The sequence below is a fragment of the Asanoa iriomotensis genome (genome assembly GCF_016862515.1).
Lineage (GTDB): Bacteria > Actinomycetota > Actinomycetes > Mycobacteriales > Micromonosporaceae > Asanoa > Asanoa iriomotensis.
On record NZ_BONC01000034.1, the window covers coordinates 33,244 to 46,247 of the forward strand.

The window sequence follows — 13,004 nt, forward strand, 5'->3', positions numbered from 1 at the left end:
GGGCAGCCCGCCCAACCGTACCGGGCGGTGCGACGGGTAGGAATCCCGGTGCTGTGAGCAGCATCGGTGCGGCGGATCGGTAATCGCGCCAACACGAAAGGCCCGCCCGGACGAGCCGGACGGGCCTCTCTGTTCGCAGGTGTCAGTAGTGGTTGCGCTGCGAGATCGCGATGATCTCGGCGCGAACGGCCGACGAGTGCGTCTGGCTGAGCGCGCGCTCGAGGGCACGGGCCCGGCGCATGCGCTCACGGTGTGCGCGGTAACGGTCCAACATGGTGCTTTCCATCGGTGCTCCCTGGTCCCGCACCGGTCTCGCCCCAACCGGTGTCGATATCTATTTAACCGCACCAGGCCGCCAACCGCCAACGATTATTAGGTGAGCCGCGCCACCAGCCGAACAAACAAAGGTCATCGGCAAGGTGGACGGACGAAGAAACGCAAGAGCCGGCGCGGCCCGAAGGCCACGCCGGCTCTCGACAAATGCCGTGAACTAGGTCCAAGCGAGCAATGTCGCCTCGGGATCGCTGAGGAACGCGCCCACGTCGCGCAGGTACTTCGCGCCCAGCTCACCGTCGATGATCCGGTGGTCGAACGACATGGCCAGCTGGGTGACCTGGCGGATCTGGATCTGACCCTCGTGCACCCAGGGCATCTCGCGCACGGCTCCGAACGCGATGATCGCCGACTCGCCGGGCGGCAGGATCGGCGTGCCCGCGTCGACGCCGAACACCCCGACGTTGGTGATCGTCAGCGTGCCGCCGGACATGTCCGCCGGCGGCGTCTTGCCCGACTTGGCGGTCTGCACCAGCGCGGTCAGTGCGTCGGCCAGCCCGCGCAGCGACAGCCGGTCGGCGTCCTTGATGTTGGGCACGATCAGCCCACGCTCGGTCGCCGCCGCGATGCCCAGGTTGACGTAGTCCTTGACGATGATCTCGTCGCCGGCCCAGGTCGAGTTGACCATCGGGTGCCGCTTGGCCGCCAGGAGCACGGCCTTGGCCAGCAGGAGCAGCGGGGAGATCCGCACCTCGCGCCAGTCGGGCAGGACCCGCAGCCGGTCGATCGCCTGCATCGTGCGGGTCATGTCGACGGTGAGGAACACGGTGACGTGCGGCGCGGTGAACGCCGAGGCCACCATGTTCTCGGCGGTCAGCTTGCGCACGCCCTTGACCGGGATGCGCTGCTCCCGCGCGCCGGCCGGGACGGCCGCCACCGAGGGCGCCGCCACGGGCGCGGCCCCGCCGTTCTGTGCGGCCAGCACGTCGTCGCGGGTGATCGAGCCCTGCGGGCCAGAGCCGACCAGGGTGCCCAGGTCGACACCGAGGTCCTTGGCCAGCTTGCGGACCGGCGGCTTGGCAAGCGCGACCTGGTCTGAGCGTCCGGCGCCGGGGGCGGGTGCCGGTGGCTCGACCGGAGGGGCCGGCGCGGGAACCACCGGCGCGACCGGGGCCGCGGCCGCAGCGGGAGCCCCGTCGGTCTTGCGCGGCCGCCGCTTGGCGGACGGCGTCTTCGGCCCGTAGCCGACGAGCACCGCGTTGGCCTTGGGCGCCGGGCCGCCGATCAGACCCGGCTCGACGGACCCCTCCGCGGGCGCCACCTCGACGGCGGCCAGCGAGGCGGCCGACGGCTCCGGAGCCTCGCCGGCGGCCGGGTCGGTGTCGATCGAGATGATCGGGTTGCCGACCTCGACGGTCGTACCCTCGGGGTAGTGGATCTGGACGACCTTGCCGCCCCACTTCGCCGGGATCTCGACCGCTGCCTTGGCCGTCTCGACCTCGACGATCGGCTGGTTGAGCTCGATCTCGTCGCCCACCTGGACGAGCCACTTGATGATCTCGCCCTCGACCAACCCCTCACCGAGGTCGGGCAGGTTGAAATGCTTGATCCGGGACATCGCGGTCACCAGCCGAACGAGCGGTCGACGGCGTCGAGCACCCGGTCGAGGTCGGGCAGGTATTCCTCTTCGACCCTAGCCGCGGGATACGGCGTATTGGGAGCGGTCACCCGCAGCACCGGGGACTCGAGGGAGTAGAAGCACTCCTCGGTGATCCGGGCCGCCAACTCCGCGCCGACGCCGACGTTGCTCGGTGCCTCGTGCACGACCACGCACCGGCCGGTGCGCCGCACCGAGTCGTAGACCGGGCCCATGTCGAGCGGCGAGAGACTGCGCAGGTCGATCACCTCGAGCGAGCGCCCGTCCTCCTCGGCCGCGGCGGCCGCGTCGAGCGCGGTGCGCACCATCGGCCCGTATGCGAGAACGGTCACGTCCGTGCCCGTGCGCACCGTGCGGGACGCGTGCAGCGGGTAGGCGGAAGCCAGGTCCAGACCGAGGTCGACCTCGCCCTTCTCCCAGTAGCGCCGCTTCGGCTCCAGGAACACGATCGGGTCGTCGGACGCGATCGCCTGCTGGATCATGTAGTACGCGTCTTCCGGCGACGAGCAGGCGACCACCTTGAGGCCGGCGGTGTGCGCGAAGTATGCCTCCGGCGACTCCGAGTGGTGCTCGACCGCACCGATGCCGCCACCGAACGGGATCCGGATGACGATCGGCAGCCGCACCTTGCCCTGAGAGCGGAAGTGCATCTTCGCGACCTGCGAGACGATCTGGTCGTACGCGGGATAGACGAACCCGTCGAACTGGATCTCGCAGACCGGGCGGTAGCCGCGGATCGCGAGGCCGACGGCGGTGCCGATGATGCCGGATTCGGCCAGCGGCGTGTCGATCACCCGGTCCTCGCCGAAGTCCTTCTGCAGGCCGTCGGTGATCCGGAAGACGCCGCCGAGCTTGCCGACGTCCTCGCCCATGATGATGACCTTGGGGTCGTTCTCGAGCGCCCGGCGCATGCCGGTGGTGAGCGCCTTACCCAGTGTCAGCTTCTCGGCCATCAGTGCGCGCTCCCCTCGAACGAGGCAAGGTACTGCCCGAACCGCTCCCGCTCCTGGTCGACCAGGGGCGAGCCGTTGGGGTAGACGTTGTCGAACAGCGTCATCGGCGACGGGTCGGGCATTTCGAGGACCCGCTCGCGCAGGTGCAGGGACTCGCGCTTGGCCTGCTCGTCGACCTCGGCGAAGAAGGCCGCGTCGGCGACCTGCTCCCGCTCCAGGAACGCGCGTACCCGCTTGATCGGGTCCTTCGCCTGCCAGGCCTCGACCTCGCTCGCGATGCGGTAGCGGGTCGGGTCGTCGTTGGTCGTGTGCGCGCCCATCCGGTAGGTGTAGGCCTCGATCAGGGTCGGGCCCTGGCCGAGGCGGGCGTGGTCGAGCGCGGCGCGGGTGACCGCGTAGCTCGCCAGCACGTCGTTGCCGTCGACCCGGATGCCGGGGAAGCCGAAACCGCCCGCACGGCGGTAGAGAGGGATGCGGGTCTGCCGCTCGAGGGGCTCGGAGATGGCGTACTGGTTGTTCTGGCAGAAGAAGACCAGCGGGGCGTTGAACACGCCGGCCCAGATGAACGCCTCGTTGACGTCGCCCTGGCTGGTCGCGCCGTCGCCGAAGTAGGCGATAACCGCCTCGCCGTCGTCGGTGCCGGTCTTGCCGTCCATGGTCACGCCCATCGCATAACCAGTCGCGTGCAGGGTCTGCGCACCGATGACGATCGTGTACATGTTGAACTTGAACTCGTTGGGGTCCCAGCCGCCCTGGTCGACGCCGCGGAACAGGCCGAGCGGCATGATCGGGTCGATGCCGCGGCAGTAGAGGACGCCGTGCTCACGGTAGGTCGGGAAGGCCATGTCCTGGGAACGCAGCGCGCGACCGGAACCAACCTGGGCTGCCTCCTGGCCGAGCAGGCTGGCCCAGATGCCCAGCTCGCCCTGGCGCTGCAGGGCGGTGGCCTCGGCGTCGAGCTTCCGGACGATCACCAGATCGCGGTAGAGACCGCGGTATTCCTCATCGGTGAAGTCGGCACGGTAGACCGTGCCGTCGGATCCGGTCACCGACTCGATCCGCTCACCCTCAGGGGTGAGTAACTGGACAAGCTCCCCGTCGGGGGGCGAGCCTCCCTTGGCCATCGTGTCTCCCTGTCTGTGGTGCGGCGCCGGGGGTGTCCCGGCCGCGCAGCTTGTCGCCTGCCGGCTGTGCCGACCGGCCCTCTTTCCACCGCGCCTGACCCGGTGGGGCCGCCGCGCGGTTGGGAGCCGACATCGCGTTCCGCGCCCGCCGCAGGAGGTGCATGAGGCCACGGCCACGTTGCCGTCGCCTCCATCCTCGCATTGCCGGAGGCGGTCCCACAGGTCGGTTGACACTCTCCATGATCGAGCTGGCCTGGTCCAGCAGGGTGAAAGTTGGCACATAGACACGCTGTAGGTGGCTGGCAGACCGAGCGTAACTGCGCAACCCTGGTTGCCGAACGGGATGACCGAATAGGACCAATTGGGCCCGTTCCGGTTAGCCATCTGCAGACGAGGAGTTCGGCCGTGCCGGACCATGCCCCCTGGCCCCCGCCGGGCGGTCGACATCGCGCCACCGGCCTTTCCGGCCCAGGTCGGCGCTACACGCTCATCGTGATGGCCCTGGCCGTGACCTCGTCGTTGCCGATCCTCGCCGCGATCGGGCCGGGTGCCGGCCAGATCGGCTCCGCGGTGGCCGGCGACGACATGACCGGCACGACGCCGTTCATCGCCCCGCCCTCGCCCGACCCGGTCGTGGTCATCCCGATCCGCCCCGGAGTGCTGGACACGCCCCCGCCGCTGGTCGAGCTGCCGGCGCCGGCCGGCACGGCCGCCCCGCCCCGGCGACCCGTCAAGCGGACAGTCACCCACCACCGCCACCAGCGGCCGGCGGAGGCGCAGCCTGACCGGGCGTGGCGGCAGGTCGAGCCGAAGACGCCGCGCGTGCGCGAGGGCCGGCCGCGCGCCGAGGCCGCCCGCGTGGTGCACAAGCACCGGCAGTGGCGCCGCTCGCCGACGGCATCGGTCGGCCATTGCAAGCACCGGCAGGTGCACACGGCGGCGCCCCACGGTCGGCGCCGCGGTCGTTGACCCTCAGCCGCGAGCGGTGTGGGTCTCCAGCAGCGGCGCGGCGCCCCCGCCGCACTCGGCCCACGTGCCGTCGAAGCCGTGCACGGCGATGCCGCTGGTGCGCAGGTCGGCACCGTTGTCGGGGTCGAGCAGCTCGGACGTCTCCGACACCGACGGGTTGTGCCCGATGATCATCACGGTGTCGGCCGCGTCGTCGACGCCCTGGATCAGGTCGAGGATGTCGTCCTCGTCGCCGTCGTAGACCTCGGCCCGGTAGTCGACCTCGGGCGCCGCGGCGTCGGCGCCCGCCGCGTCGGCCATGCCGAGGGCGATGCCGTGCCAGGTCTGCCGGGTGCGCTTCGACGGCGAGCAGATGACCAGGTCAGGCCGGTAGTCGCGGTGGGCGAGCCAGGCGCCGACCGCACCCGCGTCGGCGTGCCCGCGAGCGGTGAGCGGGCGATCGACATCGGCGACGCCGTCGGGCCGGTCGGCCTTCGCATGGCGCACCAACAGGATCCGTCGCTCCGTCATGCCACCAAGCTTGCCTGATTGGCGCGTGTGGCACATGGGTAAGACGGACTGTGCCCGCCCGCTCTACGCATCATGAAGGAGGCGACCACAGTGGGCATTGGTGGCAGCATCTTCCTCATCGCCGTCGGCGCGATCTTCGCGTTCGCACTGGACGTCAACGTGGGCTGGCTCGACCTCGACGTGGTCGGGTGGGTGCTCATGCTCGCCGGCGTCGTCGGGCTGATCCTCACCACGTGGTGGTGGCAGAGCCGCCGGCGGACCACCGTCGTGCGGGAAACGCGCGCCCCGTACGGGACCACCGCCCCGCCGCCCCCGGCCGCGCGGGTCGAGGAGTACCACGAGGTGCGCCGGGACGACCGCGCGTACTGACGTTCGATGATCCCGTGGCCCCCCACCTGGCGGGGGGCCACGCTCATTTCGCGAAAAGGGCCAGGTAGATCGCGACGTGGTGGCAGATCGCCGCGATCAGCGTGCACGCGTGGAAGAACTCGTGGTGGCCGAACACGGTCGGCCAGGGGTTGGGGCGGCGCAGGGCATAGAACACGGCGCCGACGGTGTACGCGAGCCCGCCCGCGAGCAGCAGCAGGACGCAGGCCACCCCGCCGTTGCGGAGGATGTCGGGGATGACGGCCAGGGCGACCCAGCCGAGCGCGAGATAGAGGGGCGCGGACAGCCACCGCGACCCGTGCGGTCTTAAAAGCTTCAGTGTCACCCCGCCGATGGCACCGGCCCAGACGATGCCGAGGATGATCGTCGCCGTGCGCGTCGGCAGCAGGAGCACGGCGAACGGGGTGTACGTGCCGGCGATGAAGATGAAGATCATCGAGTGGTCGAGCCGGCGCATGACCTGGTAGCCGCGCTCGGACCACACCCGACGGTGATACAACGCGCTGGTGCCGAAGAGCGCACACACGGTGACGCTGTAGACGACACAGCTGACGAACGGGGACCATCCGGGCCGCGTCGCCGCGATCGCGCAGAGCACGACACCGGCCACGACCGCGACGAAGAAGGCGTACGCGTGGAGCCAACCACGCATCCGCGGCTTGCCGAGGTCGACCGGCCGCATCCGGGATCGGGTGGACGTGGTCACCGGATCAGGCTACCGACCTGCACTGGGAGGAGTCTGCAAGTCCGCGCGACCGCGGGTGTGAAGCAGCGCACCAGCCGTCGACAATGGAGCCGTGCGCATCCACCCGGTCGGCGCGACCGCCCTCCTGATCGAGTGCCCGGCCGACGAGGTCGAGGCGTGGCGGGCCGAGCTGTGGCGGCGCCGTTCGGCGGGCTCACTGAGCGTGGCGGAGATCGTGCCCGGGGCGCGGACCGTGCTGCTGGACGGCGTCGACCCGCTCGCGGCCGACCTGATCATGAGTTGGGCACCACCGCCGGCTGTCGGCGCCGCGTCGGGCGACCTGGTCGAGATACCTACGGTGTACGACGGCCCTGACCTGTCGTCCGTCGCCGCGCTGTGGTCGCTGCCCGTACCCGCGGTGATCTCGCGCCTGGCTTCGACGACCTTTCGGGTGGCGTTCTGCGGCTTCGCTCCCGGTTTCGGCTACCTGACCGGCCTGCCCGCCGCGTTGTCGGTGCCCCGGCTCGCCACACCGCGGACCTCCGTGCCGCCCGGGTCCGTCGGGCTCGCCGGGCCGTACGCCGGGATCTATCCGACCGCCTCGCCCGGTGGTTGGCAGCTCGTCGGGCGCACGTCGGTGACCTTGTTCGACGTCTCGCGGGATCCGCCCGCGCTGCTAGTGCCCGGCACGGTCGTGCGGCTGGTGGCGGCGTGAACCGGGTGCTGGAGATCGTCCGGGCCGGCGCGTTGACCACGGTGCAGGACCTCGGGCGCCCCGGGTACGCGCATCTCGGCGTGCCGCGGTCCGGCGCGCTCGACGGTCCGGCGTTGCGCCGGGCCAACGCGCTGGTCGGCAACCCCGAGGACGCCGCGGGGCTGGAGACCACGTTGACCGGGTGCGGGTTCCGGCTGCCGACCGGCGGCCTGGTCGCGGTGTGTGGCGCGGTCGCCCGGGTCAGGGTCGACGGGGTGGAGGCGCCGTCGGACGCAGCGGTCGAGGTGCCGGCCGGCGGGTTGGTCGACGTAGGGCGGGCGACCGACGGGGTGCGCTCGTACGTAGCCGTCGGCGGTGGCCTCGCGGTGCCGCCGGTGCTCGGCAGCCGGTCGACCGACACGCTTTCCGGGCTCGGCCCGGCACGCCTCCGCGACGGCGACCGCCTCCCACTCGGCGCCGCTGACGCGGCGTCAGGACTCGCCGCCGCTGACGCGGCGTTAGGAACGGTCCGTTCCTATACGGAAAGCGTTAGGAACGGACCGTTCCTTTCACTGGCGGTGCGGCTCGGGCCGCGGGACGGTTGGTTCACCGCCTCGGCGGTCGCGACGCTGCTGAGCACGCCGTACACCGTGAGCCCGCAGAGCAACCGGGTCGGTGCGCGGCTGGCCGGCGCGGCCCTGACCCGCGCGGACGCCTTCGCCGGCGAGCTGCCCAGCGAGGGTGTCGTGCTGGGCGCGGTGCAGGTGCCGGCCGACGGCCAGCCGCTGGTGTTCCTGGCCGACCACCCCACCACCGGCGGATATCCGGTGATCGCCGTGGTCACCGACGTAACCGCCCTGGCACAGGCCCGTCCGGGCAGTACCGTCAGATTTCATGGACCTGAACGCTGATCTCGCCGAGGGCTTCGGCATCTGGCGGCTGGGCGACGACGACGCGCTGCTCGACGTGATCACGTCGGCCAACGTCGCGTGCGGCTTCCACGGCGGCGACCCGGCCACGATGCGCCGGGTGTGTGCCACCGCGGCGGCCCGCGGCGTGGCGATCGGCGCCCAGGTCAGCTACCGGGACCTGGTCGGCTTCGGCCGGCGGCGGATCGACTACGCGTTCGACGAGCTGCGCGACGACGTGATCTACCAGATCGGCGCGTTGGACGGGTTCTGCCGGGTGGCCGGCAAGTCGGTGCGGTACGTGAAGCCGCACGGCGCCCTCTACAACGTCGCCGCGGTGGACGAGGCCCAGGCGGCGGCGGTGGTCGCGGCCGTGCGCGACTACGACCGGTCGCTGCCGCTGGTCTGCTCGCCGGGGTCGACGCTGGCAGAGCTGGCGGTCGGGGCCGGGTTGACCGTGGTGGCGGAGGGTTTCGCGGACCGGGCGTACGAGCCGGACGGCCGCCTGGTGTCGCGCTCGCAGCCGGGCGCGGTGATCGACGACCCGTCGGCGGTGGCTGAGCGGGCACTGCGGCTGGCCCGCGAGGGCACCGTGACGGCGGTCGACGGCTCGGTCATCCCGGTCCGGGTCTCCTCGATCTGCCTGCACAGCGACACGCCGGGCGCGGCGGAACTGGCCCGCCGCATCCGCGACGCCCTGACCGGCGCCGGCGTCCCGCTGACCCCCTTCGCGGGCGCCTGACCCTCGGTCCTCAGCCTTCGTCGAGGCCGCGCAGCACCAGCGCGACGCGGTTCTGGCCGTCGGTGGTGACCTTGATCGGGACGCCCCAGTCCTGGCGGGTCAGGTGGCAGGCGGCGTGTTCGGCCTCGGCGTCGCAGGTGGCCGCCTGGGCCACCACCTGCAGGACCCCGCCCTCGATGCCCTCGGCGATCACCAGGCGGCGGCGCAGGTCGGTGGTGGTGCCCTCGCCCTCCAGCAGCAGCTCCGGCGGTGAGGCGGAGACGACGAGCCGGGTCGACGGGCCGAACGACTCGTCGAGCTTCTGCCCGGGCGCGGGGGTGAAGATCACGTCGAGCGTGACCTCGCCGGCGGCGACCGTCGTGGGCGGGCGCTCGGTGCGGTGCCGGGTGCCGGGTGCGGTCGACGCGCTCGCCGTCGCCAGCGCGGTCAACCGGTGCCCGGCCGACTCGACCACGAGCACGGTGCCGTCGGCGGTGACGGCGATATCGCTGGGCTCCGCGAGCCCGTCGGCCACGGTCTCGACGGAGTCGCTGACGGGGTCGTACCTGCGCACCGCGCCGTTGTAGGTGTCGGCGACGAGCACGGACCCGTCGGCCAGCGCGTGGACACCGAGCGGGTGCTGGAAGAGCGCCTGGTCGGCAGGCCCGTCCATGTGGCCGAAGTCGAAGAGCCCCTGGCCGACCGCGGTGTGCATCGCGTCGTCCTCGACGTAGCGCAGCGCGCTGGTCTCGCTGTCGGCGATCCAGAGCCGCTTGCCGTCGAGCGAGGCGTCGAGGCCGGAGGGCTGCGCCATCCAGATGTCGGGCAGGGTCCCGTCGCGCAGCGCCTCGACGGTGGTGCCGGCGTAGACGCCGGTGGTGCGCTTGATCGGGTCGTACCACCAGAGCTGGTGGATGCCGGCCATCGCGATGATCACCTGGCCGTCGTACCAGGCCACGTCCCACGGCGAGGAAAGGTCGCTGGCCAGGGCGTCGTGCGCGTGGTCGTCGGGCGTCGACCGCCACTGCCGCCCGGTGCCCGCGATGGTGTGCGTCTCGCCGGTGGCCAGGTGCAGCCCCCGCAGCAGGTGGTTGACGGTGTCGGCGACGACGATGTCGTACCCGACGGCCTCGGCGATCTCGGCGGGCAGCAGACAGAGCCCCTGCGGCTCGGCGAACTCGGCCTTGTCCGGCCCGCCGTCGGCGCGCCCTCGGGTGCCGCTGCCGATCCGCCGGATCTCCGTTTCGGCGTCCGGCGCGAGCTCGACGATCGAGTGCCGCGCGGAGTCGGAGACCAGCAGGTTGCCGTCGGGCAGGACGACGACCTTGCCGGGGAAGCGCAGCGCGGTGTCGGCGGGCGCGGGGGCGACATAGGGCCCGTCGCCGCGGTGCAGGGTCCCCTTGGCCTCGTGGGTGGCGACCAGCTCGTCGATCAGCCGGCCGAGCCCTTCGGCGTGGCCCTCACCGGCCATGGTGGCGACGACGTACCCCTCGGGGTCGACGACGGTGAGCGTCGGCCACGCCTTGGCGGCGTACTGGTCCCAGGTGATCAGCTCCGGGTCGTCGAGCACGGGGTGGTCGACCTCGTAGCGCTCGACGGCGGCCCGCAGCGCCTCGGGATCACGCTCGTGCTCGAACTTCGGCGAGTGCACCCCGACGACGACCAGCACGTCGCCATATTTCTCCTCGAGCGGCCGCAGCTCGTCGAGCACGTGGAGGCAGTTGATGCAGCAGAAGGTCCAGAAGTCGAGCAGGACGATCTTGCCGCGCAGATCGCCGATCGACAGGGCCTTGCCGCCGGTGTTGAGCCAGCCACGCCCCTTGAGCTGAGGCGCCCGCACGCGAGGAGTCACCCGCCAATCCTGCCAGCCTTCAGAACGCCTCTTCCGGGAGGTCCATCAGGTCCAGGGTGGTGGCTTCGATGATGCGGCGGTCGGCGCCCAGGCGGGGCAGGACCTCGCGGGCGAAGAAGCGGGCCGCGGCCACCTTGCCCGCGTAGAAGGCGTCCGGGCCCTCCGCCAGCTTGCGCAGCGCGACGTCCGCCTGCCGCTGCAGGAGCCAGCCCACGATCAGGTCGCCCATCGCCAGCAGGAAGCGGCGGCTCGTCAGGCCCACCTTGTAGATCGCGCGCGGGTCGGTCGCGGCCTCACCGAGCCAGCCCGTCATCACCCCGAGCATCGCCTGGGTCTCCGCCAGGGCCTTGCCCAGCGCGACCCGCTCCTCCTTGAGCTGGCCGTTGCCGCCCTCGGACTCGATGAACTGCTGGATCTCGCCCGCCACGGCCAGGAGCGCGCGGCCCTGGTCCTTGACGATCTTGCGGAAGACCAGGTCCAGGCTCTGGATCGCGGTCGTACCCTCGTACAGGGTGTCGATCTTTGCGTCGCGGACGTACTGCTCCAGCGGGTAGTCCTGCAGGAAGCCCGAACCACCGAAGGTTTGGAGGGACTCCGAGCCGAGCAGCTCGTAAGCCCGCTCCGAGCCGAGACCCTTCACGATCGGCAGCAGGAAGTCGTTGACCCGCTTGGCCAGCTGCTCGGCCGAGGCGTCGCCGGCGTGCGCGGCCAGCTTGATCTTGTCCTGCCAGCTCGCCGTGTAGACCACCAGGGCGCGCATGCCCTCCGCATAGGACTTCTGCAGCATCAGCGAACGGCGTACGTCCGGGTGGTGGGCGATCGTCACCCGCGGCGCGCCCTTGTCGCCCTGCCGCAGCAGGTCGGCGCCCTGCACCCGGGACTTCGCGTACTCCAGCGCGTTCAGGTAGCCCGTCGACAGGGTGGCGATCGCCTTCGTGCCGACCATCATCCGCGCGTACTCGATGATCAGGAACATCTGCCTGATGCCCTCGTGCACGTCGCCCATCAGCCAGCCCTTGGCCGGGACGCCGTGCTCACCGAAGGTCAGCTCGCAGGTGTTGGAGACCTTGATGCCCATCTTGTGCTCGACGTTGGTCGCGAACACGCCGTTGCGCTCGCCCAGCTCGCCGGTCTCCTCGTCGAAGTGGAACTTCGGCACGACGAACAGCGACAGGCCCTTGGTGCCCGGCCCACCGGCGCCCTCGACACCGACCGGCCGGGCGAGCACGTAGTGGACGATGTTGTCCGCGAGGTCGTGCTCGCCCGAGGTGATGAACCGCTTCACGCCCTCGATGTGCCACGAGCCGTCGGGCTGCGGGACCGCCCGCGTGCGACCGGCGCCGACGTCCGAACCCGCGTCGGGCTCGGTGAGCACCATGGTCGACGCCCAGCCCTTCTCGATGAACAGCTCGGCCCACTTCTGCTGCCGTGCGGTGCCCTCGCGGTGCAGCGTGGTCGCGAACGACGGACCGGACGCGTACATCCAGATCGGCGCGTTGGAGCCGAGGATCAGCTCGGCCAGCGACCACCACAGGGCGCGCGGCGCCGACGTGCCGCCGAGCTCCGCCGGCAGGTCAAGGCGCCAGAACTCGGCGTCCATGAAGCGGTGGTACGAGCGGCGGAAGGCCTCGGGCAGCGGCGCGCTGTGGGTCGCCGGGTCGAACACCGGCGGGTTGCGGTCGCTGTCGGCGTAGCTCGCGGCGAGGTCCTCGCGGGCGAACCGGTCCAGCTCGACCATGAAGTTGCGGGCGGTGTCGACGTCGACGTCGGCGAACGGGGCCTGACCGAGGACCTGGTCGGCGCCGAACACCTCGAAGAGGTTGAACTCGATGTCGCGCAGGTTGCTCTTGTAGTGCGTCATGTGCCTGGGTTCCCCGATCCGGCGACAGTGGTTACTAGGCGGTAACCAAGGTTATTACCCGCGAGTAGAACTCACAAAGAGGCACAGCCGGTGACCGGTGCCACAGTACTTCGCAAGTGGCGTCCCATTTGAAACGCTTTATTCGCTTATGGGGGTCAATATCGGGTGGAAGTCAAGTCGGCGCGCCGACAATCGCGTCACCGTAGCCGGCCGGAGGTCGTTTGGTGGTTACCCGCGCCCGCAGGGCGCACGGACGCAGGAGGACCCCGATGACTCTCGCCCATCTCGCTGCCCTGCTGCTCAACCCGCGTGCCGGCTACGTCGGCCGGCACCGCGCACCCGACGCCGACCGCGTTGTCGCCACGGCCCGGGTGCCGCGCCTGGTGACCGTCAAACAGCCCTGAAGAGCG

14 protein-coding genes are annotated in these 13,004 nt (G+C 71.1%); 6 read left to right on the top strand and 8 right to left on the bottom strand.

All coding sequences use genetic code 11. The annotated features are described in order from the left end of the window. Positions 1-142: 142 nt before the first annotated feature. The 4 genes from Air01nite_RS23185 to pdhA all read right to left on the bottom strand — a co-directional run bounded on the left by Air01nite_RS23185 (position 143) and on the right by pdhA (position 4,007). Positions 143-286: a hypothetical protein gene (locus Air01nite_RS23185; RefSeq protein WP_203705142.1), complete on the bottom strand. Its 144-nt coding sequence runs from the start codon at positions 284-286 to the stop codon at positions 143-145. A gap of 204 nt (positions 287-490) precedes the next feature. Beyond that, positions 491-1,891 (bottom strand): dihydrolipoamide acetyltransferase family protein, encoded by a 1,401-nt coding sequence (locus Air01nite_RS23190; protein WP_203705143.1) that lies wholly within the window; start codon positions 1,889-1,891, stop codon positions 491-493. Positions 1,892-1,896: 5 nt separating this feature from the next. After that, entirely contained in the window at positions 1,897-2,886 is a 990-nt protein-coding gene (locus Air01nite_RS23195; RefSeq protein ID WP_203705245.1) for an alpha-ketoacid dehydrogenase subunit beta, read from the bottom strand. Continuing rightward, the gene (pdhA, locus tag Air01nite_RS23200; RefSeq protein WP_203705145.1) at positions 2,883-4,007 is read right to left on the bottom strand and encodes a pyruvate dehydrogenase (acetyl-transferring) E1 component subunit alpha; all 1,125 of its coding nucleotides are present in this window, start codon (positions 4,005-4,007) and stop codon (positions 2,883-2,885) included. The genes Air01nite_RS23195 and pdhA overlap by 4 nt, the downstream gene beginning before the upstream one ends. Positions 4,008-4,502: 495 nt before the next feature. Here pdhA and Air01nite_RS23205 point away from each other — a divergent pair, with 495 nt between their 5' ends. Continuing rightward, entirely contained in the window at positions 4,503-4,976 is a 474-nt protein-coding gene (locus tag Air01nite_RS23205; RefSeq protein WP_203705147.1) for a hypothetical protein, read from the top strand. A 3-nt stretch (positions 4,977-4,979) separates the two neighbouring features. Here Air01nite_RS23205 and Air01nite_RS23210 read toward each other — a convergent pair whose 3' ends face one another. Continuing rightward, entirely contained in the window at positions 4,980-5,486 is a 507-nt protein-coding gene (locus tag Air01nite_RS23210; RefSeq protein ID WP_203705148.1) for a SixA phosphatase family protein, read from the bottom strand. Between the two features lie 72 nt (positions 5,487-5,558). Between Air01nite_RS23210 and Air01nite_RS23215 the strand changes: the two genes are divergently transcribed. Beyond that, positions 5,559-5,855, top strand: a complete 297-nt coding sequence (locus Air01nite_RS23215) for a DUF6458 family protein (protein ID WP_373310447.1) — start codon at positions 5,559-5,561, stop codon at positions 5,853-5,855. Between the two features lie 43 nt (positions 5,856-5,898). Here the strand turns inward: Air01nite_RS23215 and trhA are convergent, their stop codons facing one another. After that, the gene (gene trhA, locus Air01nite_RS23220) at positions 5,899-6,579 is read right to left on the bottom strand and encodes a PAQR family membrane homeostasis protein TrhA (protein WP_203705150.1); all 681 of its coding nucleotides are present in this window, start codon (positions 6,577-6,579) and stop codon (positions 5,899-5,901) included. A gap of 91 nt (positions 6,580-6,670) precedes the next feature. On the opposite strand from trhA, the gene Air01nite_RS23225 reads away from it, so the two are divergent. The 3 genes from Air01nite_RS23225 to Air01nite_RS23235 are packed head-to-tail and all read left to right on the top strand — an operon-like array spanning position 6,671 to position 8,902. Next, a complete protein-coding gene (locus Air01nite_RS23225) occupies positions 6,671-7,273 on the top strand; it encodes a 5-oxoprolinase subunit B family protein (protein WP_203705152.1) in 603 nt (200 codons plus the stop codon). After that, entirely contained in the window at positions 7,270-8,163 is an 894-nt protein-coding gene (locus Air01nite_RS23230; RefSeq protein WP_239090901.1) for a 5-oxoprolinase subunit C family protein, read from the top strand. The genes Air01nite_RS23225 and Air01nite_RS23230 overlap by 4 nt, the downstream gene beginning before the upstream one ends. Continuing rightward, a complete protein-coding gene (locus Air01nite_RS23235) occupies positions 8,147-8,902 on the top strand; it encodes a LamB/YcsF family protein (protein ID WP_203705155.1) in 756 nt (251 codons plus the stop codon). Before Air01nite_RS23230 ends, Air01nite_RS23235 begins: the two co-directional genes overlap by 17 nt. A 10-nt stretch (positions 8,903-8,912) precedes the next feature. Here Air01nite_RS23235 and Air01nite_RS23240 read toward each other — a convergent pair whose 3' ends face one another. Then, positions 8,913-10,733: an NHL domain-containing thioredoxin family protein gene (locus Air01nite_RS23240; RefSeq protein ID WP_203705158.1), complete on the bottom strand. Its 1,821-nt coding sequence runs from the start codon at positions 10,731-10,733 to the stop codon at positions 8,913-8,915. A gap of 19 nt (positions 10,734-10,752) precedes the next feature. Continuing rightward, positions 10,753-12,594 carry an acyl-CoA dehydrogenase gene (locus Air01nite_RS23245; RefSeq protein ID WP_203705159.1) on the bottom strand — a complete coding sequence of 614 codons (1,842 nt, stop codon included), beginning with the start codon at positions 12,592-12,594 and terminating at the stop codon, positions 10,753-10,755. A gap of 269 nt (positions 12,595-12,863) precedes the next feature. On the opposite strand from Air01nite_RS23245, the gene Air01nite_RS41630 reads away from it, so the two are divergent. After that, the gene (locus Air01nite_RS41630; RefSeq protein WP_275408303.1) at positions 12,864-12,998 is read left to right on the top strand and encodes a hypothetical protein; all 135 of its coding nucleotides are present in this window, start codon (positions 12,864-12,866) and stop codon (positions 12,996-12,998) included. Positions 12,999-13,004 lie beyond the last annotated feature (6 nt).

Coding starts and splice junctions, on each gene's coding strand:
- Air01nite_RS23185 (WP_203705142.1), bottom strand. CDS start 286: ATGGAAAGCACCATGTTGGACCGTTACCGCGCACACCGTGAGCGCATG.
- Air01nite_RS23190 (WP_203705143.1), bottom strand. CDS start 1,891: ATGTCCCGGATCAAGCATTTCAACCTGCCCGACCTCGGTGAGGGGTTG.
- pdhA (WP_203705145.1), bottom strand. CDS start 4,007: ATGGCCAAGGGAGGCTCGCCCCCCGACGGGGAGCTTGTCCAGTTACTC.
- Air01nite_RS23205 (WP_203705147.1), top strand. CDS start 4,503: ATGGCCCTGGCCGTGACCTCGTCGTTGCCGATCCTCGCCGCGATCGGG.
- Air01nite_RS23210 (WP_203705148.1), bottom strand. CDS start 5,486: ATGACGGAGCGACGGATCCTGTTGGTGCGCCATGCGAAGGCCGACCGG.
- Air01nite_RS23215 (WP_373310447.1), top strand. CDS start 5,559: ATGAAGGAGGCGACCACAGTGGGCATTGGTGGCAGCATCTTCCTCATC.
- Air01nite_RS23235 (WP_203705155.1), top strand. CDS start 8,147: ATGGACCTGAACGCTGATCTCGCCGAGGGCTTCGGCATCTGGCGGCTG.
- Air01nite_RS23245 (WP_203705159.1), bottom strand. CDS start 12,594: ATGACGCACTACAAGAGCAACCTGCGCGACATCGAGTTCAACCTCTTC.
- Air01nite_RS41630 (WP_275408303.1), top strand. CDS start 12,864: ATGACTCTCGCCCATCTCGCTGCCCTGCTGCTCAACCCGCGTGCCGGC.